At 56.6% G+C, this 24,682-nt stretch carries 26 protein-coding genes; 5 read left to right on the top strand and 21 right to left on the bottom strand.

All coding sequences use genetic code 11. The features are described from left to right. Window positions 1-122: 122 nt before the first annotated feature. The 7 genes from KPHS_20020 to KPHS_19960 all read right to left on the bottom strand — a co-directional run bounded on the left by KPHS_20020 (window position 123) and on the right by KPHS_19960 (window position 5,765). Window positions 123-467, bottom strand: a complete 345-nt coding sequence (locus KPHS_20020) for a hypothetical protein (RefSeq protein ID YP_005226302.1) — start codon at window positions 465-467, stop codon at window positions 123-125. Window positions 468-557: 90 nt separating this feature from the next. Continuing rightward, on the bottom strand, window positions 558-1,289 hold the full coding sequence (locus KPHS_20010; protein ID YP_005226301.1) for an NAD-dependent deacetylase: 732 nt from the start codon (window positions 1,287-1,289) through the stop codon (window positions 558-560). Window positions 1,290-1,402: 113 nt separating this feature from the next. Then, window positions 1,403-2,314 (bottom strand): N-acetyl-D-glucosamine kinase, encoded by a 912-nt coding sequence (locus KPHS_20000; RefSeq protein YP_005226300.1) that lies wholly within the window; start codon window positions 2,312-2,314, stop codon window positions 1,403-1,405. A gap of 48 nt (window positions 2,315-2,362) precedes the next feature. Beyond that, entirely contained in the window at window positions 2,363-3,577 is a 1,215-nt protein-coding gene (locus tag KPHS_19990) for an outer membrane-specific lipoprotein transporter subunit LolE (protein YP_005226299.1), read from the bottom strand. Window positions 3,578-3,606: 29 nt separating this feature from the next. Beyond that, window positions 3,607-4,308 (bottom strand): ATPase, encoded by a 702-nt coding sequence (locus KPHS_19980; RefSeq protein ID YP_005226298.1) that lies wholly within the window; start codon window positions 4,306-4,308, stop codon window positions 3,607-3,609. Continuing rightward, window positions 4,301-5,500: an outer membrane-specific lipoprotein transporter subunit LolC gene (locus tag KPHS_19970; protein YP_005226297.1), complete on the bottom strand. Its 1,200-nt coding sequence runs from the start codon at window positions 5,498-5,500 to the stop codon at window positions 4,301-4,303. Before KPHS_19970 ends, KPHS_19980 begins: the two co-directional genes overlap by 8 nt. Window positions 5,501-5,633: 133 nt before the next feature. Then, on the bottom strand, window positions 5,634-5,765 hold the full coding sequence (locus tag KPHS_19960; protein ID YP_005226296.1) for a hypothetical protein: 132 nt from the start codon (window positions 5,763-5,765) through the stop codon (window positions 5,634-5,636). 39 nt (window positions 5,766-5,804) lie between these two features. Between KPHS_19960 and KPHS_19950 the strand changes: the two genes are divergently transcribed. Together KPHS_19950 and KPHS_19940 are read left to right on the top strand one after the other, a co-directional pair. Beyond that, entirely contained in the window at window positions 5,805-9,251 is a 3,447-nt protein-coding gene (locus KPHS_19950) for a transcription-repair coupling factor (RefSeq protein ID YP_005226295.1), read from the top strand. A gap of 181 nt (window positions 9,252-9,432) precedes the next feature. Next, the gene (locus tag KPHS_19940; protein ID YP_005226294.1) at window positions 9,433-10,374 is read left to right on the top strand and encodes a L,D-transpeptidase family protein; all 942 of its coding nucleotides are present in this window, start codon (window positions 9,433-9,435) and stop codon (window positions 10,372-10,374) included. Window positions 10,375-10,502: 128 nt separating this feature from the next. Here the strand turns inward: KPHS_19940 and KPHS_19930 are convergent, their stop codons facing one another. Further along, entirely contained in the window at window positions 10,503-10,760 is a 258-nt protein-coding gene (locus tag KPHS_19930; protein ID YP_005226293.1) for a DUF1471 domain-containing protein, read from the bottom strand. A 97-nt stretch (window positions 10,761-10,857) separates the two neighbouring features. Between KPHS_19930 and KPHS_19920 the strand changes: the two genes are divergently transcribed. Further along, the gene (locus KPHS_19920) at window positions 10,858-11,013 is read left to right on the top strand and encodes a hypothetical protein (protein ID YP_005226292.1); all 156 of its coding nucleotides are present in this window, start codon (window positions 10,858-10,860) and stop codon (window positions 11,011-11,013) included. A gap of 47 nt (window positions 11,014-11,060) precedes the next feature. Continuing rightward, complete coding sequence (locus KPHS_19910) at window positions 11,061-11,645, top strand: putative TetR/AcrR family transcriptional regulator (RefSeq protein ID YP_005226291.1); 585 nt, start codon at window positions 11,061-11,063, stop codon at window positions 11,643-11,645. A 52-nt stretch (window positions 11,646-11,697) separates the two neighbouring features. Here KPHS_19910 and KPHS_19900 read toward each other — a convergent pair whose 3' ends face one another. From KPHS_19900 to KPHS_19880, 3 genes are all read right to left on the bottom strand, one after another. Next, window positions 11,698-11,820: a hypothetical protein gene (locus KPHS_19900; protein ID YP_005226290.1), complete on the bottom strand. Its 123-nt coding sequence runs from the start codon at window positions 11,818-11,820 to the stop codon at window positions 11,698-11,700. 174 nt (window positions 11,821-11,994) lie between these two features. After that, on the bottom strand, window positions 11,995-12,117 hold the full coding sequence (locus tag KPHS_19890; RefSeq protein YP_005226289.1) for a hypothetical protein: 123 nt from the start codon (window positions 12,115-12,117) through the stop codon (window positions 11,995-11,997). Beyond that, window positions 12,098-13,360 (bottom strand): transposase, encoded by a 1,263-nt coding sequence (locus KPHS_19880; RefSeq protein YP_005226288.1) that lies wholly within the window; start codon window positions 13,358-13,360, stop codon window positions 12,098-12,100. Before KPHS_19880 ends, KPHS_19890 begins: the two co-directional genes overlap by 20 nt. Before the next feature lie 189 nt (window positions 13,361-13,549). On the opposite strand from KPHS_19880, the gene KPHS_19870 reads away from it, so the two are divergent. Beyond that, entirely contained in the window at window positions 13,550-15,739 is a 2,190-nt protein-coding gene (locus KPHS_19870; RefSeq protein YP_005226287.1) for a putative TonB-dependent receptor, read from the top strand. A 57-nt stretch (window positions 15,740-15,796) separates the two neighbouring features. Here the strand turns inward: KPHS_19870 and KPHS_19860 are convergent, their stop codons facing one another. The 10 genes from KPHS_19860 to KPHS_19770 all read right to left on the bottom strand — a co-directional run bounded on the left by KPHS_19860 (window position 15,797) and on the right by KPHS_19770 (window position 24,681). Further along, on the bottom strand, window positions 15,797-16,336 hold the full coding sequence (locus KPHS_19860; protein ID YP_005226286.1) for a glycine zipper 2TM domain-containing protein: 540 nt from the start codon (window positions 16,334-16,336) through the stop codon (window positions 15,797-15,799). A gap of 194 nt (window positions 16,337-16,530) precedes the next feature. After that, window positions 16,531-17,835: a respiratory NADH dehydrogenase gene (locus KPHS_19850; RefSeq protein ID YP_005226285.1), complete on the bottom strand. Its 1,305-nt coding sequence runs from the start codon at window positions 17,833-17,835 to the stop codon at window positions 16,531-16,533. Window positions 17,836-18,080: 245 nt separating this feature from the next. Further along, complete coding sequence (locus tag KPHS_19840; RefSeq protein ID YP_005226284.1) at window positions 18,081-18,623, bottom strand: alpha/beta hydrolase; 543 nt, start codon at window positions 18,621-18,623, stop codon at window positions 18,081-18,083. A 35-nt stretch (window positions 18,624-18,658) separates the two neighbouring features. Beyond that, window positions 18,659-19,669: a beta-hexosaminidase gene (locus tag KPHS_19830; protein ID YP_005226283.1), complete on the bottom strand. Its 1,011-nt coding sequence runs from the start codon at window positions 19,667-19,669 to the stop codon at window positions 18,659-18,661. 23 nt (window positions 19,670-19,692) lie between these two features. Then, window positions 19,693-20,520, bottom strand: coding sequence for a putative beta-glucosidase (locus tag KPHS_19820; RefSeq protein YP_005226282.1), 828 nt, complete (start codon window positions 20,518-20,520; stop codon window positions 19,693-19,695). Continuing rightward, a complete protein-coding gene (locus tag KPHS_19810; protein ID YP_005226281.1) occupies window positions 20,501-21,139 on the bottom strand; it encodes a putative fibronectin-binding protein in 639 nt (212 codons plus the stop codon). Before KPHS_19810 ends, KPHS_19820 begins: the two co-directional genes overlap by 20 nt. 20 nt (window positions 21,140-21,159) lie before the next feature. Next, window positions 21,160-21,519: a YcfL family protein gene (locus tag KPHS_19800; RefSeq protein ID YP_005226280.1), complete on the bottom strand. Its 360-nt coding sequence runs from the start codon at window positions 21,517-21,519 to the stop codon at window positions 21,160-21,162. A 19-nt stretch (window positions 21,520-21,538) separates the two neighbouring features. After that, entirely contained in the window at window positions 21,539-21,895 is a 357-nt protein-coding gene (locus KPHS_19790) for a purine nucleoside phosphoramidase (RefSeq protein ID YP_005226279.1), read from the bottom strand. Window positions 21,896-22,156: 261 nt separating this feature from the next. Beyond that, window positions 22,157-23,590 carry a glucose-specific PTS system IIBC components gene (locus KPHS_19780; protein YP_005226278.1) on the bottom strand — a complete coding sequence of 478 codons (1,434 nt, stop codon included), beginning with the start codon at window positions 23,588-23,590 and terminating at the stop codon, window positions 22,157-22,159. Window positions 23,591-23,886: 296 nt separating this feature from the next. Continuing rightward, window positions 23,887-24,681, bottom strand: a complete 795-nt coding sequence (locus KPHS_19770; RefSeq protein YP_005226277.1) for a putative hydrolase — start codon at window positions 24,679-24,681, stop codon at window positions 23,887-23,889. Between the last annotated feature and the right edge of the window lies 1 nt (window position 24,682).

Raw genomic sequence — 24,682 nt, 5'->3', positions numbered from 1 at the left:
AAATAGAGTGGGAAATGGTTCAGAAAGGAAAAGACAAACTCATGACCGGAAGATCATTACTCAGAGAGCGTATCGCCCGACTCCGGGCCGGGCGATAGCGTGCGTGGCGCAGCGGAAAACGATCAGCGTTGACCGCCGTCGTGCTGGCCTTTGCCCTTCCCTTTTTCGGCTCGCCGCTGCACAAAATCTTCAATGATGCCGACAACCCAGTTGAGAGGTTTCCACAGCACCACCAGCAGCAGCAACGGACCGTATATTCGCACACCGCCCGTCGCGACCTGACCGGTCAACAGCAGAGCTAAGATATCCAGCAGCAGGCACAACGCGCTGCCAGTGCCGAGGAACAGACATAGCAGGAAGAGGATCGGTCGGCTATCGGCGTGTAGCGGTAAAGCGCGCTGGCTCCAGACGCCAACGATAATGGCCGCGATCAACATGATCGCTTCGATAACCAGCGGATTATGCATGGTCTGACTCCTGTCATGACGTGACATCCTTGTCAGCAGCGCTGCCGGCGGCCGTGGGCTGCGCCCTGGCTACCGGCAGGCGGCTTCAGTTTACAGCGCGTTTTCCTGTAGCAGCTTATCGATAAAGGCGGGTACCACTTCGCTTGCCAGCCCGTAGTGCTTCTCGGCAAACTCGCTGCCCACCTGGCTGGGCTCCAGGTTCAGTTCAACGGTATGGGCGCCGTGCAGTCGCGCCTCGTGCACAAAGCCAGCCGCCGGATAGACATGGCCGGAGGTGCCGATGGCGATAAAAATATCTGCGTCGGCCAGCGCGCTGTAGATCTCATCCATCCCCAGCGGCATTTCGCCAAACCAGACCACGTGCGGGCGCAGCGCCGCCGGGAACTGGCAGCAGTGGCACTTGTCCTCGGCGGTGACGTCGCCGGTCCACTCCAGCACCTGGCCGCTCCACGAACAGCGCACCTTTAGCAGCTCGCCGTGCATATGGATCACCCGGCGGTTGCCGGCGCGCTCGTGCAGATTATCAATATTCTGGGTGACCAGCAGAAAATGGTCGCCCAGCAGATCCTCCAGACGCGCCAGCGCCAGATGCGCCGCGTTCGGCGCGATTTCCGGACTCTGCAGCTGACGACGACGGGCGTTGTAGAACGCCTGCACCAGCGCCGGATCGCGGGCGAAGCCTTCCGGCGTCGCCACATCTTCCACCCGATGCTCTTCCCACAGGCCATCGGCCGCGCGGAAGGTTTTGATCCCCGACTCTGCCGAGATGCCCGCGCCGGTTAACACCACCACTCTCGGTTTTGCCATCGCTTCAGGCTTCATCCTGTCCTCCCTAAAGAAAATCCGCTGACGCAGACGGTCACGCAACCGACGTTTATTGCGACGAAAACGGCTCAATCGATGTAAACGGCGCGACTGCATAGCTACCTCTGTGATTAATGGGTCAGGTGAAGGAAGGCCGCACCGCGCATTCCCCCGGCATCGCCGTGGCGCGCGCGCTCAATGCGCGGAACCCTGGCGACCGGCAGAAGATGGCGCGGCAATCGTTGCGCCAGCCCTTCGCTAAGGGCCGTAAAGTTAGATAATCCACCGCCGAGCACCAGCAAATCCGGGTCGACAATGGTCAGTATATTCCCCAGACACACCGCCAGCAGATCGAGATAGCGCTCAACGTGCGCCTGCGCGCGCGGATCGTGCTGCTGCCACTGCGCCACAATCTCCGGCGAGGAGAGCGGTTGCTGATAAAAATGTTCGTACAGCCAGGCGAAACCGCGACCGGAGAGATAATTTTCAATACAGCCCAGCTGGCCGCAGCCGCAGCGCAGCAGCGGAAAATCGCGCCCAACCACCTCCAGGGCATCCACCGGCAGGCGAATATGACCGAACTCGCCGGTGATATAGCTATGTCCGGTAATCGATTTACCGTTCAACACCAGGCCGCCGCCCACGCCGGTGCCGAGGATCAATCCCATCACCAGCGGGTATTGCGTAAACTCATCGTCCCACGCTTCCGACAGCGCGAAACAGTTGGCGTCATTATCGAGACGCACCTCGCGCCCCAGCCGCGCGCTGAGGTCAGCGCGCAGCGGCCGGCCGCTGGCGGCTGGCACGTTAGCGGCATACAGCGTGCCGTCCGCCGTTTCCGGCATTCCCGGAATACCGATCCCGACCGAACCCTGCTGGTCGAAGCGATCATCGGCCTCGCGGACCAGCGCCTCTACCGCCTGGAGAAAATCCTCATAACTACTTTTCGGCGTGGCGACGCGTTTTTCCCACTGCAGTCGCCGCTCCTGATTAAATACGCCCAGCGCTATCTTGCTGCCGCCAATGTCAAATCCATAATACATTTCAGCAATTCCTCTTTTGTCGTCAGCCAGGCCGACGATGACGATAAATTACTGGCCACTCAGCACCCTCGCCGGGTCGATGCGGCTGGCGCGGCGGGCGGGATACCAGCTGGCCAGCAAACTCAGCAACAGTGCTGTCACCAGCACATAAAAGACGTCCAGCCAGTGCAATTCTGACGGCAGGAAGTCAATAAAATAGATGTCGCCGGAGAGGAATTTATGCCCAATCAGGTATTCGATGCCGTTGATGATCGACGTCAGGTTCAACGCGCAGATCACGCCGATCACCACCCCAAACAGGCTGCCTACCGATCCGGCTAATAAACCATACCACACGAAAATCGCGCGAATTAAGCCGTCTTTTGCGCCAAGCGTGCGCAGCACCGCAATATCGCCGCTTTTGTCTTTGACCGCCATCACCAGCGTCGAGACGATGTTAAAGCAGGCCACGCCGATCACCAGCACCATCGCCAGGTACATAATGGCGCGGATCATCTGGATGTCGCGATACATATAGCCATAGGTGCCGATCCAGCTCTTGATGTAGACGTAGCTATTGGTCACCTCGCCGGCGTCGCGTACCAGCTTGTTAGCATGGAAAACGTCGGTGACCTTGATGGCGATGCCGGTCACGCTGCTGCCCATCTCCAGATACTGCTGCGCATCCTGCATCGGGATCATGGCAAAACTATGATCGAGCTGGCCGCTCAGCTGTAAAATTCCGGTCACATGCAGCCTGACGCGTTTTGGCTGCAGCAGCTGATGGTCGGCGTCGGCATTAGGGATCATGATCGACACCCAGTCCCCCTGCTTCACGTGCAGGGCATCGGCGACTCCTTTACCCAGAATCACCTGCTGTTCGCCAGCCTTGAATCCGGCCCACGCGTTATTCTGCACAAAGGTAGGCAGCGCGCTGAGCTGGCTCTCCTGCTGCGGGTCGACGCCTTTCACCTGGATGGCGCGCATATTGCTGCCGCTCTCCACCAGACCGGTGAAGTTAATATAGGGCGCTGCCGCGACAATCCCCTTCACCTTCTGCACCTTCGCCAGCGCTTCCTGCCAGTTATTCCACGGCTGATTCACGGGTTCGATCTCGCCATGCGGTACCACCGCCAGCACGCGGTTATTCAGCTCGCGCTCAAAGCCGTTCATCGCGCTGAGGCCGACGATCAGCACCGCCACCCCCAGCGCAATGCCGATGGTGGAGATCACCGAGATCAGCGACACCATGCCGCCGCGCCGCCGGCCGCGGCTGAAACGCAATGCAATCAGTAACGATAACGGAGACGCCATTACTCGGCCCCCATCAGGGTCAGGTCGGCGGTCAGACGGCCATCGCGCATCTCCAGCTGGCGGCTCATGCGCTTCGCCAGCTGCAGGTCGTGGGTCACCACCAGAAACGCGGTGCGCTGCGCGACGTTCAGTTCGCCCAGCAGCTGGAAGATGCTGTCGGCGTTGCGAGCGTCGAGGTTACCGGTTGGCTCGTCCGCCAGCACCAGCCGCGGTTTATTCACCAGCGCGCGGGCAATCGCCACCCGCTGGCGCTCGCCGCCGGAGAGCTCCGACGGACGGTGATGGCTGCGGTGTTCAAGCCCGACCGCCTGCAGCATCGCTTTCGCCTGGCGTTCAATATCCGCCGGCTTCTTTTTGCCAATCAGCAGCGGCATCGCCACGTTTTCCAGTGCGCTAAAGTCCGGCAGCAGATGGTGGAACTGATAGATAAAGCCCAGCTCGCGGTTACGCAGGTCGGCGCGCGCGGCGGTGGATAGCTTGCTCATCGGCTGACCGGAGAAAATCACGTCGCCAGAGGTGGGCGTATCCAGGCCGCCGAGCAGATGCAGCAGCGTACTTTTGCCAGAGCCGGAGGTGCCGACGATAGCCATCATCTCGCCTTCACCAATGCTGAAGCTGACATTGTGCAGGACATCGGTTTGCACATTGCCTTCCTGATAGCGTTTGCACAGGTTGTCGCATTGCAGCAGGATCTTATTCATAACGTAAAGCCTCAGCGGGTTGGGTGGCGGCAGCGCGCCAGGAAGGGTACAACGTAGACAACAGGGCCAGCACCATCGCCACCAGGGCGATAACAATGACCTGCAGCGGCTCAATCGCCACCGGCAGCGCCGCGCCGTCAAGGAAGGCGCCGATGATCGGCATTAAATTATTCAGCTGGCTGGCCAACAGGGCGCCAAGCACCGCTCCCAGCAGCGCGCCGACGATCCCGGCGCTGGCCCCCTGCACCATAAAGACGGCCATAATCTGCCGCGGCGTCAGCCCCTGGGTCTGGAGGATCGCCACTTCGCCCTGCTTCTCCATCACCATCATCCCCAGCGAGGTAATAATGTTGAAGGCCGCGACGGCGACGATCAGGCTCAGCAGCAGGCCCATCATATTTTTCTCCATGCGCACCGCCTGGAACAGTTCGCCCTTGCGCTCGCGCCAGTCCTGCCACTGAGTTCCCGGCGGCAGCGTCTGCTGACTCAGGGTGTCGACCTGCAGCGGTTGATCCAGCCACAGGCGCCAGCCGGTGATATTCCCCAGCGGATAGCGCATCAGACGGGAGGCGTCGTCGATGTTGGTCAGCATCTGATAGCCATCGACTTCGCTGTTGGCGGCGAAGGTGCCGATGACCGTGAACAGACGCTGGCTCGGCACGCGGCCCATCGGCGTAAACTGACTCGCGGAAGGAACCATCACGCGAATTTTATCGCCGCGATTAACCCCCAGCTGGCCCGCCAGCTGCTCGCCGAGAATAACGTTATATTTGCCCGCCTGCAGATCGCTCTGTTTGACGTTCACCAGGTATGGAGTCAGAGGATCGTTCTGCGCCGGATCAATGCCCAGCATAACCCCGACCGCCACGCTGCGCGCGCTCTGCAGCACCACGTCGCCGGTGGTGATCGGCGCTACGCGGGTTACCCCATTAAGTTTCGCTTCGCGCTCCGGCAGTTGCTGAGGGTTCACCGAACCCTGTTTGGCGCTAAGAATGGCCTGTGGCATCAGCCCCAGGATGTTGTTTTGCAGCTCGCGTTCAAAGCCGTTCATCACCGACAGGACCGTCACCAGCGCCATTACGCCAAGCGTAATACCGATAGTTGAGAGCCAGGAGACGAAACGACCGAAGCGGTCGGCTGCGCGCCCGCGCATATAGCGTAGGCCGATAAAGAGTGCGGCAGGTTGGTACATGTCATCCATCTGGTTGCTGATAGCCGATGCCCGAGTATATAAGCGATTAGGGGCAGCGTAAACGACTGATACATGACGACTTTATTAGCAATAAACCTAAAAACCAAGTAAATACAAACGGATAGATAAGTACTTACTTATTTATCTTTACGCTTATCGACAGCGCTGACCTTTCTTCACCCAACACGCGATGGCAATTCGGGTTGGCGAATCCAGACCAATCGCGGATAATCTCACTATTGAATATCAGCGAGTTGCCCTCCATATCGGCAGAGCGAATCCCTAAGAGATCATGAAACCGTCTATGCCTGAACAATATCGATACTCATTGCCGGTCAAAGCCGGCGATCAGCGCCAGCTTGGCGAGTTGACCGGCGCAGCCTGCGCCACTTTGGTGGCGGAGATGGCCGAACGCCACAACGGCCCGGTGGTGCTGGTGGCGCCTGACATGCAAAACGCGCTGCGTCTGAACGACGAGATCAGGCAGTTTACCGACAGCATGGTGATGGGGCTGGCGGACTGGGAAACGCTCCCTTACGACAGCTTCTCGCCGCATCAGGACATCATCTCCTCCCGTCTTGCCACCCTTTACCAGTTACCCACCATGCAGCGCGGCGTACTGATCGTCCCGGTCAGCACCCTGATGCAGCGCGTCTGTCCGCACAGCTTCCTTCACGGCCACGCGCTGGTGATGAAAAAGGGCCAGCGCCTGTCGCGCGATGCGCTGCGCGATCAGCTGGAGGGGGCCGGCTACCGCCATGTCGATCAGGTGATGGAGCACGGCGAATATACTACCCGCGGCGCGTTGCTCGACCTGTTCCCGATGGGTAGCGATCAGCCCTACCGCCTTGATTTCTTTGACGATGAAATCGACAGCCTGCGCCTGTTCGACGTTGACAGCCAGCGCACGCTGGAGGAAGTGGCGGCCATTAACCTGCTGCCGGCGCACGAGTTCCCCACCGACCAGACCGCTATTGAGCTGTTCCGCAGCCAGTGGCGCGACCGCTTTGAGGTGAAGCGCGATGCCGAGCACATCTATCAGCAGGTCAGTAAAGGGACGCTACCTGCCGGTATCGAATACTGGCAACCGCTGTTCTTCAGCGAGCCGCTGCCGCCGTTATTCAGCTATTTCCCGGCCAGCACGCTGATCGTCAACACCGGCGATCTCGAGGCCAGCGCGGAACGATTCCAGAATGAAGCCCGCGCCCGCTTTGAAAACCGCGGCGTCGACCCGATGCGCCCGCTCCTGCCGCCTGAGCTGCTGTGGCTGCGCAGCGATGAGCTATTCAGCGAACTGAAAAAATGGCCGCGCGTGCAGCTGAAAACCGAACGTCTGGCGGACAAAGCGGCGAATACTAATCTGGGCTACCAGACGCTGCCGGACCTCGCCGTCCAGGCGCAGAACAAAGCGCCGCTGGATAATCTGCGCCGCTTCCTCGAGTCCTTTACCGGTCCGGTGATCTTCTCGGTGGAAAGCGAAGGCCGCCGTGAAGCGCTGAGCGAAATGCTGGCGCGGATTAAAGTTGCGCCAAAACATGTGCTGCGTCTGGAGGAAGCCACCGGCAACGGCCGCTATCTGATGATTGGCGCCGCCGAGCACGGGTTTATCGACAGCCAGCGCGGCCTGGCGCTGATTTGCGAGAGCGACCTGCTCGGCGAGCGGGTGGCGCGCCGTCGTCAGGATTCGCGACGCACCATTAACCCTGACACTCTGATTCGCAACCTCGCCGAACTGCATATCGGCCAGCCGGTCGTTCACCTGGAACACGGCGTGGGCCGCTACGCGGGCATGACTACCCTGGAAGCCGGCGGCATCACCGGCGAATATCTGATGCTGACCTACGCCAACGATGCCAAGCTATACGTTCCGGTATCGTCCCTGCATCTTATCAGCCGCTACGCCGGCGGGGCGGAAGAAAACGCCCCCCTGCACAAGCTGGGCGGCGATGCCTGGACCCGGGCGCGACAAAAAGCGGCTGAGAAAGTACGCGACGTGGCGGCCGAGCTGCTGGATATCTATGCCCAGCGCGCGGCGAAGGCGGGTTTTGCCTTTAAACACGACCGCGAACAGTATCAGCTGTTCTGCGACGGCTTCCCATTTGAAACCACGCCGGATCAGGCGCAGGCGATCAACGCCGTCCTCAGCGATATGTGCCAGCCGCTGGCCATGGACCGCCTGGTATGCGGCGATGTGGGCTTCGGCAAGACCGAAGTGGCCATGCGCGCCGCCTTCCTCGCCGTGGAGAACCACAAGCAGGTGGCGGTGCTGGTGCCGACCACCCTGCTGGCTCAGCAGCACTATGACAATTTCCGCGATCGTTTCGCCAACTGGCCGGTACGCATCGAAATGCTCTCCCGCTTCCGCAGCGCTAAAGAGCAGGCGCAGATCCTCGAGCAGGCCGCGGAAGGCAAAATCGATATCTTGATCGGCACCCACAAGCTGCTGCAGAGCGAGGTGAAGCTGCGCGATCTCGGGCTGCTGATCGTCGACGAAGAGCACCGGTTTGGCGTGCGGCATAAAGAGCGCATCAAAGCGATGCGCGCCGATGTCGATATTCTGACCCTCACCGCCACGCCGATCCCGCGGACGCTGAACATGGCGATGAGCGGGATGCGCGATCTGTCGATCATCGCCACGCCGCCGGCGCGCCGCCTGGCGGTGAAGACCTTCGTTCGCGAATATGACGCCCTGGTGGTGCGCGAGGCGATCCTGCGCGAAACGCTGCGCGGCGGCCAGGTCTACTATCTGTTTAATGACGTTGAGAACATCCAGAAAGCCGCCGACAAGCTGGCGGAGCTGGTGCCGGAGGCGCGGATCGCCATCGGTCACGGTCAGATGAGGGAGCGCGAACTGGAGCGGGTGATGAATGACTTCCATCACCAACGCTTCAATGTGCTGGTGTGCACCACCATCATCGAAACCGGGATCGACATTCCCACCGCCAACACCATCATCATCGAACGCGCCGACCATTTTGGCCTCGCCCAGCTGCACCAACTGCGCGGCCGCGTTGGCCGTTCGCATCACCAGGCCTATGCCTGGCTGCTGACGCCGCATCCGAAAGCGATGACCACCGATGCGCAAAAGCGCCTCGAGGCCATTGCGTCGCTGGAGGATCTCGGCGCCGGCTTTGCGCTGGCAACCCACGATCTGGAGATTCGCGGGGCCGGGGAACTGCTTGGGGAAGATCAGAGCGGTCAGATGGAAACCATCGGTTTCTCCCTGTATATGGAGCTGCTGGAGAACGCAGTCGATGCGCTGAAAGCCGGGCGTGAACCCTCGCTGGAAGATCTCACCAGTCAGCAGACGGAGGTTGAACTGCGCATGCCTTCCCTGCTGCCTGATGATTTCATCCCTGACGTCAATACGCGCCTGTCATTCTATAAGCGCATTGCCAGCGCCAAAAACGAACAGGATCTGGAGGAGATCAAAGTCGAGCTGATCGATCGTTTTGGCCGCCTGCCCGATGCCGTCCGCAACCTGCTGGATATCGCCCGTCTGCGTCAGCAGGCGCAAAAGTTAGGGATCCGCAAGCTGGAAAGCAACGAAAAAGGCGGCGTGATCGAATTTAACGAGAAAAACAACGTCAATCCGGTGTGGCTGATCGGCCTGCTGCAGAAGCAGCCCCAGCACTTCCGCCTGGACGGTCCCACGCGCCTGAAGTTCATGCAGGACCTGGAGGAGCGTAAAACGCGGATGGACTGGGTTCGCCAGTTTATGCGCCAGCTGGAAGAGAACGCCGTCGCCTGACTGGCAGGAGATACGGCCCCACTGCCGTATCTCCCTTCCCACATACCTCGCAATCTTTACAAACATTTTGCAATCCGCCTGGATTTCCCCACACAGACTCACGCCATAATCTCATCTGCTTTTCGTATAAAAATAACCACTTACATATTTTGGAGTTATGGTAATGAGAAACCGTTTCCCCGTGACGCTTTGGCTGACGCTAGTCGCGTTAGTCGCCGCGCTGGCCCTCCCCGCGCGCGCTAACACCTGGCCCCTTCCCCCGCCGGGCAGCCGGCTGGTGGGTCAGAATCAGTTTCATGTGGTACAGGATGACGGCGGTTCGCTGGAAGCGATTGCCAAGAAGTACAATGTCGGCTTCCTGGCCCTGCTGCAGGCCAATCCCGGGGTTGACCCCTATGTTCCGCGCGCCGGCAGCGTGCTGACCATCCCCCTGCAGACGCTGCTGCCCGATGCGCCGCGCGAAGGGCTGGTGATAAACCTCGCCGAACTGCGCCTCTACTATTACCCGCCGGGCAAAAATGAAGTGACCGTCTACCCAATCGGCATCGGCCAGCTGGGCGGAACCACCATCACACCGACGATGGTCACAACCGTGTCCGACAAACGGGCCAATCCGACCTGGACACCTACCGCCAACATTCGCGCGCGCTACAAGGCTATGGGGATTGAGCTGCCGGCGGTAGTGCCTGCTGGTCCTGACAATCCGATGGGCCATCACGCCATCCGCCTCGCCGCCTATGGCGGAGTCTATCTCCTGCACGGCACCAATGCCGATTTCGGCATCGGTATGCGCGTCAGTTCCGGCTGCATTCGTCTGCGCGATAACGATATCAAGGCGCTGTACAACACTATCTCGCCGGGCACGAAGGTGAACATTATCAACACGCCGATCAAGGCGTCGGTTGAGCCGGATGGCCGCCGTCTGGTTGAGGTCCATCAGCCGCTGTCTGAGCATATCGATGACGACCCGCAGACCCTGCCCATTACGCTTAATGCGGCCATGACTGCGTTCAAACAGGCGCCGCAGACCGACGGGACGGTGATGGAGCGCGCGATGAATTATCGCTCGGGCATGCCGATTGACGTCACCCGTCATGCTGAGCCTGGACCGCAGTCGCTGTAGTCTTACGCTGCATAAAACAAAAAACCCGCCTGATGGCGGGTTTTTTGTTGGCAAGGGTCAAACAGGGGTACAACAGGGTCTTACTCATCGCCGTCCGGTGAAGGGGGCCGGGCAGCGACGCATCGGGCTTACTTGTAGATAACGGCGGTACCGTGAAGGGTATTCGGACCGGTTACCGAAGTAATACGGTATGAAGTGGCGCCCATCTCATCCGCTTTCTGCGCCAGCTGGTCTTCCAGCGAGCCCAGGTTAGTCCCGGCAGAAGCAGAGATGGTGCCTACTTTATGCTGTCCTGCAGGGGTGGACTGCACCTCTACAGCGGCAAAGCTGGCGAAAGAAAGGGAACTTAAAACGGCGGCAATAGCCAGAGTATTAACGGTTTTCATGATTATTATACCTGTGCAGATGAATTTTATAGTAGGGTCGCAAGCATTAACTTAACGATCGATAGGTAAATAATAATGTGATCTATATCACACGTCAATGCATTTTTATAACGATCGTTTAACTATTTATAAAATGCTTAAATTTCATACATATATGAATTATTTATTTTTAAACCGACAGCGCTGGCCCCGGCGATCGTTTATTTTTATAATGGCCTTTCACCAAACCAACATAGGTACAACGGCACCATGACAACTGACGTTCAAAGTTGCGCCAAAAAAAGCCGTGGCCGACCGAAGGTGTTCGACAGGGATGCGGCGCTGGACAAAGCCATGACACTCTTCTGGCAGCACGGCTATGAGGCGACCTCGCTCGCCGATCTGGTCGAGGCGACAGGAGCAAAAGCCCCCACCCTGTATGCGGAATTTGTGAATAAAGAAGGCCTATTCCGCGCAGTGTTGGATCGTTACATTTCGCGCTTTGCCGCGAAGCACGAAGCCGTGCTGTTTGCCGAGGGAAAATCCGTCGATCGCGCGTTGCGTGACTACTTCACGGCGGTCGCCACCTGCTTTACCAGCAAAGAGACGCCGGCCGGCTGCTTTATCATCAATACCTCCCCCGCGTTGGCCGCCTCCTCGACGGATATCGCCAATACCATCAAATCCCGCCATGCGATGCAGGAGCAGGCGCTAACCCAGTTTCTGCAGCAGCGGCAGGCGCAGGGCGAACTGCCCGCGGGCCGCGATGTCGCGCAGCTGGCGCAATTTCTTAACTGCGTTCTGCAGGGGATGTCGATTAGCGCCCGGGAAGGCGCGGATTTCGACAAGCTGATGCAAATCACCGATACCACTCTCCGTCTCTGGCCGCAGGTCCTCGAGTCCTGATGCGCCCTGCTTCCGGCGGTATTCTGCCGCCGGATCCGCTCTCCTGTTGGCTTTATCCCCACAAAATAGATTGATTTTTATTATCTTTTCTCGCGCAAGATAAACGCAAATGATATTGATTGCGATATTCATTATGTGCAAAATCCTTTTTTGAGTTTTTCCAGATGTTTCGCATTGTAACGAATACCGGCCGACGCCGGCCCATAACAACGACAAAGCAACTTGCTCATAAAAGGAATGGATATCCTAAATTCCACGTGTGTTTTTTATTAGCTTCAAAAATCACTATTTCACGAAGAATTTAGACTGCTTCTCACACATTGTAACATTATTTACAACCACCTTTCAATCATTTTTGATAAATCATTGATTTCATCTTTGCTGCAATGATACTTAATAAACTCTGCAAGTTATCCACAGAGCAACACTCAATTTTATTGATGATATTCTTATTATACCAGACATTTTTCATACACTCCCTTGTACGGATAGTTTTCCGACAACTTCATGATTACATATCTTGCGGTTTTGATTATTTTTGCTGCAAGAAATACATACTTCAAACGAAAGGTCTTTATTTGCTGTCTGTATTCTGAAGAGTCCAAGGAATCAAACTTGAACAACAAAAATAGGTTATATGAAAGCATCATCATTTGAAACACGGCTTCATTCGCCCAAAATGACTTTAGCAAGAGATGACCCACCGCCATGTCGTATTTGGCTTCTTTGATATAGTTTTCAGCATTACCACGCTTTTCATAGTATATAACTACTTTTTCAGAAAGCAAGGTAGTATTTGTTACAAAGAAAAAGTAGTCGTATTCGGAACCTTCTAAAAGTGATAATTGTGCTCTTTCTTTTTCTGGTTTCAGTACGCGAGATACGACAAATCTTCTGTCTTTTTCCCATTTAACTAATTTTGTATACAGTTCTGTAGTTTCTCTACCTTCTTCTCCTTTAACGAATACAATTGATGAATTCGTTGCTTGTGAGGTGAGTGTAGAATAACTTTTGGCTTTAATTAAATATTTGCATCCAAGAGATTCTATCGTTTCGATAATTTTTTCATCAAAGTAGCCACTATCCATTCGAAATAAAATTTCTAAATCGTCTGATTTGATGTTAGCAACAATTTCTTTGATCATTTCCGCAGCACCGTTTGCAGTGTAAGTATTGCCACTTCTTACAAATCCGGTAACATATGCTTTTAATTCGTCGCAAAATGCAAATTGGATATTGTAGCATCGGTTTCCCAGTTTCTTAGGATTATATCCTTTTGACGCACCTTCTTGATGACCTTCTACGTTAATTACACTACTATCAATATCAATCGTAATGGATGTCAATTTACTTTTAGTGAGCAGTTTTTTAAAGACTTTAAAATTAATGTCTCTAAACATTTGGGTTGTCTTGAAGTTGAAGTTTCCTAGAAACCGTGACACTGTTTCAGGTTCTTTTACGGAAATATCAAACTCGTTGACGAGGGGATCATTTTGAAGTAGCTTTAGACGTTCTAACTTATCAATGCCAATGAAGTGACCGCAGAGCATGGTCTTTATATGATTCATCTTGATTTTATTTGTTGAGTCATTATCAAATACGAGGTCATTTTCAATAAAATCAAAAATCCCATTGCTTTTTGCATTCTCAAGGAGCAGAAAAAGACCTGCATTTGATGTTAGATTCTTAGCTTTGAAATCAATTTTATTAATCATAATTAGAACCCCTTTTTACTACTTTTCTTACTATTATTTTACCATATATCGAGTCATAAAAGCTGATAATTTAACATATTTTTGAGCACTTTTCTTTCACCCAATGGGTGAAAGCTGAATTTCGAAGGAATGCATATTTATCAAGGCTTTGATTATGCTTTTTGAAGTACTGACGTAGAATCTAGGGATATGAAAAAGCGCCTCTGGGTGCTCCACCCTCTGCTGCTGGCCAGCACGCTGCCTGCGCTGGCGGCTCAGTCTGATGAAGACAGCATCATCGTTAGCGCAAACCGCACCCATCGCACCGTGGCCGAAATGGCCCAAACCACCTGGGTCATTGAGGGCCAGGAGATTGAGCAGCAGGTCCAGGGCGGGAAAGAGTTCAAAGACGTGCTGGCGCAGCTGATCCCCGGCATCGACGTCAGCAGCCAGGGGCGGACCAACTATGGGATGAACATGCGCGGGCGCGCGATCGTCGTGCTGATTGACGGCGTCCGACTCAACTCCTCACGCACCGACAGCCGCCAGCTCGACGCCATCGATCCATTCAACATCGAACATATCGAAGTGATCTCCGGAGCGACCTCGCTGTACGGCGGGGGCAGTACCGGCGGGCTTATCAACATCGTTACCAAAAAGGGGCAGCAGGATCGTCAGGTCGATCTTGAGGTGGGCAGCAAGAGCGGTTTTGCGAACAGCAACGATCATGATGAGCGCGTCGCGGCGGCCGTCAGCGGCGGAACAGACCACGCATCCGGCCGCTTGTCGGTAGCCTATCAGCGTTTCGGCGGCTGGTACGACGGCAATAACGATGCGCTGATCCTCGATAATACCCAAACGGGGCTCCAGCACTCTGACCGCCTCGACGTGATGGGGACGGGGACGATTGAGATCGATGATAACCGCCAGCTGCAGCTGGTCACCCAGTATTATAAAAGCCAGGGCGATGATGACTACGGTCTGTGGCTCGGGAAGAACATGTCCGCGGTCACCAGCGGCGGCAAAGCGTATACCACCGACGGGCTCAATTCCGACCGTATCCCCGGCACCGAACGCCATCTGATCAGCCTCCAGTACTCCGATGCCGACTTTTTCGGCCAGAATCTGGTGAGCCAGGTGTACTATCGCGATGAGTCCCTCACCTTCTATCCGTTCCCGACGCTCACGAAAGGTCAGGTCAGTAGCTTCTCCTCGTCGCAGCAGGATACCGATCAGTATGGGGCCAAGCTGACCCTCAACAGCCAACCGCTGGCGGGGTGGGATCTCACCTGGGGTCTCGACGCCGATCATGAGACCTTTAATGCCAACCAAATGTTCTTCGATCTGCCACAATCGATGGCCTCCGGCGGGTTGCACAACGAATCGATCTACACAACCGGCCGCTACCCGGGATACAGTATTTCCAATGTCGCGCCATTCCTGCAGTCCAGCTACGATCTGAACGATATCTTTACCGTCAGCGGCGGGGTACGCTACCAGTGGACCGAAAACCGGGTCGACGACTTTGTCGGCTACGCCCAGCAGCAGGATATCGCCAACGGCAAAGCGCGCTCCGCCGACGCCATCAAAGGCGGCAAAACCGATTATGACAATTTCCTGTTTAACGCCGGGATCGTGGCCCACCTGACCGAGCGTCAACAAACCTGGTTTAACTTCTCGCAGGGTGTCGAGCTACCGGACCCTGGTAAATACTATGGCATCGGTAAATATGGCGCTGCGGTGAATGGTCATCTGCCGCTGATCTCCAGCGTCAACGTCGATGACTCGCCGCTGCAGGGGATCAAAGTTAACTCGTACGAGCTGGGCTGGCGCTACACTGGCGATAACCTGCGCACCCAGCTGGCGGCGTACTACTCGACCTCGGATAAGACCATTGTCGTCAACCGCACCGACATGACCATCGACGTTCAGTCCGACAAACGGCGTATTTACGGCGTTGAGGGGGCGGTCGACTACTTTATTCCGGATAGCGACTGGAGCGTCGGCGGTAACTTCAACGTGCTGAAATCCCAGGTGCAGACCGACGGCCGCTGGCAAAAATGGGACGTCACCCTCGCCTCGCCGTCTAAAGCCACCGCCTGGGTGGGCTGGGCGCCGGATCCGTGGAGCCTGCGCGTGCAGAGTCAGCAGGTATTTGACCTCAGCGATGCCGCCGGTAACAAGCTGGAAGGCTATAACACCGTCGATTTTATCGGTAGTTACGCGCTGCCGGTGGGGAAACTGACCTTCAGTATCGAAAACCTGCTTAACGAAGACTATGTCACTATCTGGGGCCAGCGCGCGCCGCTGCTCTACAGCCCAACCTACGGCAGTTCATCGCTGTATGAGTACAAAGGTCGTGGCCGCACCTTTGGTCTGAACTATGCCTTAACCTTCTGATAAAAAAAGCCCCTCAGCCTGAGCGATTGAGGGGCTAATCACTACACAAATCTGTTTTTAGATTTTATTGTTCAGGACCAGCTGGCCGTTGTTGTCCAGCGGGATCTGGCTGCCGGGATCGTGATCCATGCGGATTTTCCCCTGCTGATCGCCTATCTTATAGGTCACATCGTAGCCGAGCATTTTATCGGATTTATCATACACCGTTTTGCAGCGCTGCTGGGTGGTGGTGTAGGTATCGTTGTCCTGCATCGCGCCCTGGATCTGGTTGCCTGCATAGCCGCCGCCCAGCGCACCTACAACCGTCGCCACGCTGCGTCCGTGACCGCCGCCAAACTGGTGGCCAATCACCCCGCCCGCCACCGCGCCCAGCACCGAACCGGCGATGCGGTTTTCATCCTGTACCGGACGACGATGAGTCACCGTGACATTGCGGCATTCCTGACGCGGCGTTTTCACGGTTTCTTTAATCGGTGTACTGGAGACCACTTGCGCATACTGCGGGCCGCGATCCAACACGTTGAGACCAGCGACAGCTGCAACGCCCAGCGCGGCAGCCACGCCTATCCCTATACCCGCCAACATAGATTTATTCACGGGAGTTCCTCCTTTGTTGCTGTTGATACAATTTTGCAACCGGAGCCGGGAGGGCGCAAATCAGATAGCGGATGAAAAGTGCGAGAATTCGCTGCAAATCAAAGGGATTCAGAGGATTCCGAGCGGGATCTCTGCGGTTCCAGCAGAAGAGCCCGGAGGCGCCCTCAGAGCGCGCCTCCGGGTCGCGACAGCGATTAGTGCAGCTTCAGGCGCGGGCGAATGATGCGGTTGATGCGCCCGACCAGCATCATCAGGCCGGTCTTGAAGTAACCATGCAGAGCAATCTGGTGCATACGGTACAGGGAGATGTACACGAAGCGCGCAATGCGCCCTTCCACCATCATCGAACCGCGCATCAGGTTACCCATCAGGCTGCCGACGGTGGAGTAATTTGACAGCGACACCAGCGAGCCATGGTCTTTATAGGTGTATGCCTTCAGCGGTTTGCCTTTCATCTGCGCCAGGATGTTGTTCAGCGCGCAGGTAGCCATCTGGTGCGCCGCCTGGGCCCGCGGAGGCACAAAGCCGCCTTCCGGACGGGCGCAGGAGGCGCAGTCGCCGATGGCGAAAATATCCGCATCGCGGGTAGTCTGCAGCGTCGGCTCGACCACCAGCTGATTGATACGGTTGGTTTCGAGGCCGCCGATCTCTTTCATGAAATCTGGCGCTTTGATCCCCGCCGCCCAGACCATTAGATCCGCCTCAATATATTCGCCATCTTTAGTGTGCAGGCCGCCCGCATCCGCGCTGGTGACCATGGTCTGCGTCAGAACCCGTACGCCCAGCTTAGTCAGCTCATTATGCGCTGCCCCGGAAATGCGCGGCGGCAGCGCAGGCAGAATGCGCTCGCCCGCCTCGACCAGCGTGACGTTCAGCGCTTCGTTGGTCAACCCTTTGTAGCCGTAGCTGTGCAGCTGTTTCACCGCATTGTGCAACTCAGCGGAGAGCTCCACGCCGGTGGCGCCGCCGCCGACGATGGCGATATTTACTTTACCGTTAGCGCCGAGGTTAGCAGAGTATTTAAGGAACAGGTTGAGCATTTCCTGATGGAAGCGACGCGCCTGGTGCGGGTTGTCGAGGAAAATGCAGTTCTCTTTTACGCCAGGGGTATTAAAGTCATTCGAGGTACTGCCCAACGCCATGACCAGCGTGTCGTACGGCAGTTTACGCTCAGCCACCAGCAGCTCGCCTTTTTCATTGCGCAGCTCGCCGAGGGTGATGGTTTTCCCTTCGCGGTTGATATCAACCACCGAGCCCAGCTGGAACTGGAAACCGTGGTTGCGGGCATGGGCCAGATAGCTCAGCGCATCAACGCCTTCATCCAGAGAACCGGTGGCCACTTCGTGCAGCAGCGGCTTCCACAGATGGCTGTGGTTACGGTCCACCAGGGTGATTTTCGCTTTCTTATGGCGCCCTAACTTTCTCCCCAGCTGAGTTGCCAGTTCCAGTCCGCCAGCGCCGCCACCCACAATTACGATTTTTTTCAATGGCGTAGTCATGTGTACCCCTAAAATTATTAACCAATTGTTAAATAAAAGTTATTGAAATAGCCTTTATTTAACAACAAGTTACGTTAATGAAACCATTCAGCACTGTCGAGAATACCATGAACGGTGCATTGGTCATACCAAAATTGATGTGCATCAAGTTTTGTCGCGTATTTTTTCAGCGAAACCAATAAGTGTAGACATGAAAAAACCCGCGTGGTGAACCCGACGCGGGTTTGGGAACAAGGGAAAAGCAGTTAGCCGAGGGTTTTAAACGCTTTCAGCCGCTGCAGATGCGGCGAGATATTTTTAAACTTATGGGTCTGCTCTTCATCCCAGATAATTTCATAATAGTGGTGCAGGAGATCGGCGGAACGCTGGCTGTCCAACGCCTCGTCCTGGCGGGAAAGCACCACCAGGCAGCGATCGCGGTTCTTCTCGCGGAAGTTGGTCACGCACTTGGTGGCGATGTCGGCATACTCTTCCGGTCGGTCGATTTTGCCTTCCATGTTCTCATGCGGAAACAGGTTTGGATTGAACACCGCCTGGCGGATATCGCACAGAAAACCAATCCGCTCCGCCCAGTAGCCGCCAAGGCCGACGCCGCAGATCAGCGGCCGGTCATCGGCAGTGAGCTGCAGCATTTTATCGACCTCTTTCAGCAAATGCTGCATATCGTGCTTGGGATGCCGCGTGCTGTAGCTAATCAACCGCACGTCCGGGTCGATAAACTGCAGCTGCATCACCTTCTCATGGTTACCGGGGCTGTTCGAGTCAAAACCGTGTAAATAGATAATCATCGCATCCTCACCAGACAACAACGCCCCGTAGAGCGTTACGCGGACTTCGCCTCTTGCCAGTGCGCATGAAGCTGCTCCAGCTGGGCACTCACCGTTTTCCAACGGGCTGAATCCCTTAACTCCTGACGGGAAAAGGAACCTTTATGATACAATTTCGTAACACGCTCTGCTTTGATCGGCGACAGGTTATCCAGCACACTGACCGCGCCTTTACGATTATTGCAGACGAGGATCATATCGCAACCGGCGTCGAGCGATGCCTGACCGCGTTCGGCATAGCTGCCCATGATCGCCGCCCCTTCCATCGACAGATCGTCGGAGAAAATCACCCCGTCAAAGCCCAGTTCGCCGCGCAGCACCGTTTTCAGCCAGTACGCCGAGCCGCTGGCCGGACGCGGATCGAGCTCCGGGTAAATCACATGCGCCGGCATAATGGCGTCCAGACGCTGCTCGGCGATAAGGCTTTTGAACACCGCCATATCATGGTCGCGGATAACCGATGCCGCCCGCGGATCGAACGGCGTCTCTTTGTGCGAATCGGCAGTCACCGCCCCGTGTCCCGGGAAGTGTTTGCCGGTGGTTTTCATGCCCGCGGCGTGCATCCCGTCAATGAAGTGACGCGCCATCGTCAGCGCTTTCTGCGGATCTTCATGATAAGAACGTTCGCCGATTGCGGCGCTGATATGGCCGACGTCCAGCACTGGCGCAAAACTAATATCGATATCCATGGCGATCATTTCGCTGGCCATCAGCCAGCCGGCTTCGGCGGCCAGTTTGCCCCCCTCTTCCATCCCCAACAGCGCGGCGAAAGACTGGGCCGCCGGTAAACGGGTAAACCCTTCGCGGAAACGCTGAACCCGCCCCCCTTCCTGATCGACCGCCACCACCAGATGGTTCCGGGAGGCGTCGCGGATCTGGCGCACCAGCTCGCGCAGCTGCGCCGGATCGTGATAATTTCGGGTAAAGAGGATCAACCCTCCCACCAGCGGATGCGCCAGAATCTCTCGCTCTTCCGCATCCAGCTCATACCCTTCGACATCCAACATCACTGGGCCCACACTGACCTCTCTTATCCTTTACGTTCGTTGTCTAACTGACACCATATTTCATCTGCCAGCGTGATAAATTGCCGGTCCCCGCTCTGCCGCCAGCGCATTTCATACCAGCCCGCCATCAGCAGCAGTACCCACGGGCGCCAGAGTGCAACCTGCCGCCAAAGCAGCTGCGCGTCGATGGCCGCCCGCCGGGCATACGCTTCTACCAGCCGACGGCGCTCGCCAGGCGTGATCCACACCGCGGCCAGCTCCAGCGCGATATCGCCATCGCCGGCATATTCCCAGTCGATCAGCCTCAGGCCGGACTCATTATGAATAATATTGCCGGCATGGACGTCCATGTGCAGCGGCGCCAGCCGCAGGGGACGGGGCTCGCCCTGGCGGCGCAGCCGCTGATGCCAGCGCAGCCACCGCGGCTTGCGCCGCGCCGGATCGCACCTCTGCCAGTACTGGGCCAGCAGTGGTGTGAGGCTAACCCGCCAGCCAAACCGCGGTTGCTGATGCAAATCATACAATAAGCCTGACAGCTGCGGGGAGGCCGGTAACTCGCTTTTCACCTCCCCTGTGCAATACTCCACCACCATCCAGCAGGGTGAGTAAAACAGCGGGGTTGGCGCCAGCCTGGCAGGCAGTCGGCGGAGTGCGTGATACTGACGGCGAAAATGGTAAGTGGCGGCAGACGGATCGTGCGGCTGACGCAGCACGTGCCGCCGGTCGCCGTCGCTGATAATCACACTGCCGCCGCTGAGGCCACTCTGGCTCAGCGAGGCGACAGGATGATAATGGGGAAAGAAGCGCGACAAGAGCTCGTCGCGCGTTAGCTTATTGTTGCTGAACAGCACCTTTACCTGACCAGATTATCTCACCGGTTTGCACCAGCATGAGCTGCATTTTCAGCTCAGGCGCGTTGACGTTGCCGGTGGCATTGGAGTAAAGCACATACTGCGCGCCCACGTTGCGGGCGATGCCCATGGCTTTGCTGCGGCTGCCGAGGCTGTCCTGCGGCGACAGGCCCAGCTGCTGCTTGGCGACCGCCAGCTGCTGCGCCGATACCAGGGTAAATTTGCCGTTACCGGCCAGCGCACTACGTAGCGCAGTGGTGGCTTCTCCAGCATTCAGCGAACCGTTGGTGCGGTTGTTCACGCTGTCAACCAGCAGAATACTGCCGGCATTGACCCCACTCGCCTGCAGCATCTGCCCCACCAGCGGCTGAACCGCGCCGTTCCAGTCATAATGACGCACGCGCGGCGCCGGCTGACCCGACTGCTGATCCTGATGCTCAATCGGCCCAGGCTGCGCCGGGACAGAGGGCACCGCCGGTACGGTCGGCACCGTGGGCTGCGGCTGCGCAGGCTGCTGCGGCTGCGGTTTGGCCTCTTCTACCGGCGCGGGCTGCTCCCGCAACCCCGCACAGCCTGCGAGGAATATCGCCAGTGCTGTGATTAACGCATAGCGACACATTTCATCATTATAATTACCCCTTACAGATAAAGATAAAGGCGGGCCTTATGCGCCCCCAGGATATTGGCGCTGCCATATAACGTGACCGAGGAGCGGGCCGGTACCACGATGGTGCGCGGCGCGTCCAGCGGATGCATCTCCAGCCCTCGGGCGTCATACCAGAAAAAACGATAGTGCACGGTAACCGGCTGCTGGCGCTCGTTATATAGCGTTGAGGAGGCGGTAGCCTGAATCTCTGTCGCCACGACGGCAGGCTCGCTGGCGCTGATCCCCGCCGCCAGCACGCTCGACTCCATCACCAGCGCCTGCTGGTCAGAAACCGGGATCTCCGGGTGTGAACTACACCCGGCGAGTAGCCCCGCCGCCAGACACGCGCCCAAAAGGGTCCTGAGCATGACGTTAGCCTTTGTGCGCCAGCATCGGGCCAAGCGGACGACCGCCCAGCAGATGCATATGGATATGGTACACTTCCTGGCCGCCGTGGCGGTTGCAGTTGACGATCAACCGATAGCCATCGTCGGCAAGACCTTCATCGCGGGCGATCTTCGCCGCGACGGTCATCATCCGGCCCAGCGCCAGCTCATGTTCAGCGGTGACGTCATTTACGGTAGGAATCAGAACATTCGGGACAATCAGAATATGGGTGGGCGCCTGCGGGGAGATGTCGCGAAAAGCGGTCACAAGCTCATCCTGATAGACAATATCCGACGGGATCTCCCGGCGAATGATTTTGCTGAAAATCGTTTCTTCTGCCATGACTGATTCCTTATAAGTTTTATCCCGTGCGCTGGCCTGCTTCTGCAGATAAACGCGGACGCACAGGTTCCGCTAAGAGTATGAGCGACATTCTCCCTCTCTTTCAACCTGAAAGCTCCTTTTCTTATTCAACTATAGACTTAGCTGCTGAGGGAATAAGCATATGGCGGACTGTTTTCAGGGTTATCGCTTGTGGGGCACCGACTTTAGCGCATAAAAAAGGCAGCCAGTTGGCTGCCTTAGTCTCCCCGATACTACGTCTTAACTGTTACGGATGTACTCATCCATTTCAGTTTTCAGGTTATCGGACTTGGTACCGAAGATGGCCTGTACGCCAGAACCTGCCACTACCACGCCAGCGGCGCCCAGTTTTTTCAGGCCAGCCTGGTCAACTTTCGCTACATCCGCCACGCTAACACGCAGACGAGTAATACATGCGTCGAGGTTGGTGATGTTCTCTTTACCGCCGAAAGCGGCGACCAGAGCCGGAGCCATCTCGCTGGTGGCGCCAGCTTTGCTCTCTTCGGTGGTGTCTTCACGACCCGGTGTTTTCAGATCCAGGGCTTTAATCAGCACACGGAAAATGACGTAGTACACGATCGCATAGCAGATACCAACAATCGGGAACAGCCACAGTTTGCTGCTGTTACCGGACAGCACGATAAAGTCGATCAGGCCGTGAGAGAACGAGGTACCGTCACGCATACCCAGCAGGATACAGATCGGGAACGCCAGGCCCGCCAGAATGGCATGGATAACGTACAGGATCGGCGCCACGAACATGAACGAGAACTCGATCGGCTCGGTGATACCGGTCAGGAACGAGGTCAGCGCGGCGGAGATCATGATACCGCCCACTTTGGCGCGGTTTTCCGGTTTAGCAGAGTGCCAAATCGCGATAGCCGCTGCCGGCAGACCATACATTTTGAACAGGAAGCCGCCAGACAGTTTGCCCGCCGTCGGGTCGCCTGCCATGTAGCGCGGGATATCGCCGTGGAACACCTGACCAGCCGCGTTGGTGTATTCGCCGATCTGCATCTGGAAAGGAACGTTCCAGATGTGATGCAGACCAAACGGCACCAGGCAACGTTCGATGAAACCGTAGATACCAAACGCCACCACTGGGTTCTGATAAGCAGCCCACTGGGAGAAGGTTTGGATCGCGGAGCCGATCGGCGGCCAAATGAAGGAGAGGATCACGCCGGTGAAGATAGCGGCCAGACCAGAGATAATCGGCACAAAACGCTTGCCCGCAAAGAAGCCGAGATATTCTGGCAGCTTGATGCGATAGAAGCGGTTGAACATGTAGGCGGCGATAGCACCGGAGATAATACCGCCAAGCACGCCGGTATCAGCAAGGTGTTTTGCCGCAATCTCGTCAGCAGGTAAATGCAGCACCAGCGGCGCAACAACCGCCATGGTTTTCACCATGATGCCGTAAGCCACGACTGCAGCCAGTGCGGATACACCGTCGTTATTGGTGAAGCCGAGGGCCACACCGATAGCGAAGATCAGCGGCATATTGGCGAAAACTGAACCGCCTGCTTCTGCCATAACGTGGGAGACCACGGCTGGCAGCCAGCTGAAGTTAGCGGAACCGACGCCCAGCAGGATACCTGCGATAGGCAGTACGGATACCGGCAGCATCAGCGATTTACCGACCTTCTGCAGGTTAGCAAATGCATTCTTAAACATAATTGAGAGTGCTCCTGAGTATTTGGTACTTTTTTACGCTTTCACGCATTGGCCCGGGGGGAGAACCGTGCCGTGGACAGGACATCTAAGCGCCCTTTATTTATTACACAGAGTAAAATAATTAACGGGATGATTGTTTGACGGCTATCACGTTTCAATCAGCCTTCCGGTAAAAATTTACATCAACTTACATAAATTGTATCCAGATGTTGCTAAAAAACCTTCACCGCCACTTTTGTGGCGGTGAACTTTACTCGCTTTGGCTATTAATTACGAGCCTTAAAATAATAAGCAGATCAAGCAGGTTGCAAACGGGCGGGGTCGATGTGGAACAGGGTGGCAAAATTGTCGGTGGTCTGCTGAGCCAGATGCTCAAGCGACACCCCCTTCAGTACCGCCATATACTCGGCAACGTCACGGACCAGCGCCGGCTGGTTCTCTTTGCCGCGGTGGGGGACCGGCGCCAGGTACGGCGAATCGGTTTCAACCAGCAGGCGATCCAGCGGCACGTAGCGCGCCGCATCACGCAGCTGCTCGGCGTTACGAAAAGTGACGATACCGGAAAACGAGATATAGAACCCCATATCGAGCAGCTTGCCCGCTGTCTCCCTGTCCTCAGTGAAACAGTGTAGTACGCCACCGCAATCCGTCACCTTTTCTTCGCGCAAAATAGCCAGAGTATCGGCACGCGCGTCACGGGTATGGACGATCACCGGCTTATTGAGCTCACGGCCGATACGAATGTGGTCGCGGAACGAGCTTTGCTGTTGGGCTTTAGTTTCCGGGGTATAAAAATAATCCAGACCGGTCTCCCCCATCGCCACGACGCCCTCTTCCGCTGCCAGCGCGCGCAGGGTCTCTACCTCCCAGGGCTCGTCCTGGTTTAATGGGTGTACGCCACAGGAGAAGACGACGTTGTCACGCGTCCCCACCAGTTCGCGCATACTGCGGTAGCCAGGCAGCGTCGTGGCGACGGCGAGGCAATATTTCACATCGCGTGCGGCCGCTTTTGCCAGCACGTCGTCGACGTTTTTGTGTAGAGTTTGATAATCCAGACCATCAAGATGGCAGTGGGAGTCGACTAAAAACATA

It is taken from the genome of Klebsiella pneumoniae subsp. pneumoniae HS11286 (assembly GCF_000240185.1).
GTDB classification, from domain to species: domain Bacteria; phylum Pseudomonadota; class Gammaproteobacteria; order Enterobacterales; family Enterobacteriaceae; genus Klebsiella; species Klebsiella pneumoniae.
This window is presented reverse-complemented; position numbering and strand designations above follow the sequence as displayed.

Excerpts from the sequence above, each read along its gene's own strand:
- KPHS_20020 (YP_005226302.1), bottom strand. The coding sequence starts at position 467 with ATGCATAATCCGCTGGTTATCGAAGCGATCATGTTGATCGCGGCCATT.
- KPHS_20010 (YP_005226301.1), bottom strand. The coding sequence starts at position 1,289 with ATGAAGCCTGAAGCGATGGCAAAACCGAGAGTGGTGGTGTTAACCGGC.
- KPHS_20000 (YP_005226300.1), bottom strand. The coding sequence starts at position 2,314 with ATGTATTATGGATTTGACATTGGCGGCAGCAAGATAGCGCTGGGCGTA.
- KPHS_19980 (YP_005226298.1), bottom strand. The coding sequence starts at position 4,308 with ATGAATAAGATCCTGCTGCAATGCGACAACCTGTGCAAACGCTATCAG.
- KPHS_19970 (YP_005226297.1), bottom strand. The coding sequence starts at position 5,500 with ATGTACCAACCTGCCGCACTCTTTATCGGCCTACGCTATATGCGCGGG.
- KPHS_19960 (YP_005226296.1), bottom strand. The coding sequence starts at position 5,765 with ATGGAGGGCAACTCGCTGATATTCAATAGTGAGATTATCCGCGATTGG.
- KPHS_19950 (YP_005226295.1), top strand. The coding sequence starts at position 5,805 with ATGCCTGAACAATATCGATACTCATTGCCGGTCAAAGCCGGCGATCAG.
- KPHS_19930 (YP_005226293.1), bottom strand. The coding sequence starts at position 10,760 with ATGAAAACCGTTAATACTCTGGCTATTGCCGCCGTTTTAAGTTCCCTT.
- KPHS_19920 (YP_005226292.1), top strand. The coding sequence starts at position 10,858 with ATGCATTTTTATAACGATCGTTTAACTATTTATAAAATGCTTAAATTT.
- KPHS_19900 (YP_005226290.1), bottom strand. The coding sequence starts at position 11,820 with ATGCGAAACATCTGGAAAAACTCAAAAAAGGATTTTGCACATAATGAA.
- KPHS_19890 (YP_005226289.1), bottom strand. The coding sequence starts at position 12,117 with ATGAAAAATGTCTGGTATAATAAGAATATCATCAATAAAATTGAGTGT.
- KPHS_19880 (YP_005226288.1), bottom strand. The coding sequence starts at position 13,360 with ATGATTAATAAAATTGATTTCAAAGCTAAGAATCTAACATCAAATGCA.
- KPHS_19870 (YP_005226287.1), top strand. The coding sequence starts at position 13,550 with ATGAAAAAGCGCCTCTGGGTGCTCCACCCTCTGCTGCTGGCCAGCACG.
- KPHS_19850 (YP_005226285.1), bottom strand. The coding sequence starts at position 17,835 with ATGACTACGCCATTGAAAAAAATCGTAATTGTGGGTGGCGGCGCTGGC.
- KPHS_19840 (YP_005226284.1), bottom strand. The coding sequence starts at position 18,623 with ATGATTATCTATTTACACGGTTTTGACTCGAACAGCCCCGGTAACCAT.
- KPHS_19830 (YP_005226283.1), bottom strand. The coding sequence starts at position 19,669 with ATGTTGGATGTCGAAGGGTATGAGCTGGATGCGGAAGAGCGAGAGATT.
- KPHS_19810 (YP_005226281.1), bottom strand. The coding sequence starts at position 21,139 with ATGTGTCGCTATGCGTTAATCACAGCACTGGCGATATTCCTCGCAGGC.
- KPHS_19790 (YP_005226279.1), bottom strand. The coding sequence starts at position 21,895 with ATGGCAGAAGAAACGATTTTCAGCAAAATCATTCGCCGGGAGATCCCG.
- KPHS_19780 (YP_005226278.1), bottom strand. The coding sequence starts at position 23,590 with ATGTTTAAGAATGCATTTGCTAACCTGCAGAAGGTCGGTAAATCGCTG.
- KPHS_19770 (YP_005226277.1), bottom strand. The coding sequence starts at position 24,681 with ATGTTTTTAGTCGACTCCCACTGCCATCTTGATGGTCTGGATTATCAA.